Genomic DNA, 721 nt, shown 5'->3' on the forward strand with positions numbered 1-721 from the left:
AGGTGATAGGGCACGGGCTTGCGGCAGTGGGGACAAAGCCGTGCAAAGGCGCTGAGTGTGGCCGCGAGTTGCCGACGCACCTGCGGCAAGGATGGGGTTGGGGGCGGCCCCGGTCTGGTGGGGGTTTTTTTCCCCAAGCCGCAGATGCTGGAGAAAGGCAAAGGCGATCATCGTCATGAGCGCATGATGGTGCAGGCCCCGCCAACTGCGGCCCTCGAAGTGATCGAGGCCGATCTCCCCTTTCATCTGCTGGTGCATCTGCTCGCAAACCCATCGACGCTTGATCAGCGCCGCCAGGCTCTCCAGAGCGACATCCTCCGCATGATTGCTCAGGTAGTATTTGCGCTCCCCGGAGGTCCGGCGCTCGCACACCAGCCAGGCGGTCTCACCGGGCAGGCGCCGGTTGCGCGAGATCACCGGACCATCGGCCACCCGGACCCGGAGCGCGGCAAAGTCGGCCCTGAGATCGCCTTTGGTGCCGCGCCGCCACGACAGGGTCCGCCAGCATTCGTTCGGCAGGGCGGCCACGACGGCCTGAACGCTGTAGGTCCGGGTGGAAGGCACCGGATGCTTGGGTGGCCGACCGGTCCGTCGCTTCATAGCCGGAGCAATCATGACGTCGGCAGGATAGACCGTCTGGGTCGGCAGAATGCCCACCGCCCAGGTGAGACCCTGCTCCGAGAGCTTCTGCCGGAAGTCTGCCACCTTGCCGTACTCGGCA

The 721-nt window shown here is 65.9% G+C and carries 1 protein-coding gene; it reads right to left on the bottom strand.

Annotation, left to right across the window (positions count from 1 at the left end; all coding sequences use genetic code 11):
- On the bottom strand, positions 1 to 721 hold a 721-nt coding region (locus H5395_RS18440; RefSeq protein ID WP_182794006.1), incomplete at both ends, for a transposase.

This window comes from Paracoccus sp. MC1854 (assembly GCF_014164635.1).
GTDB lineage: Bacteria > Pseudomonadota > Alphaproteobacteria > Rhodobacterales > Rhodobacteraceae > Paracoccus.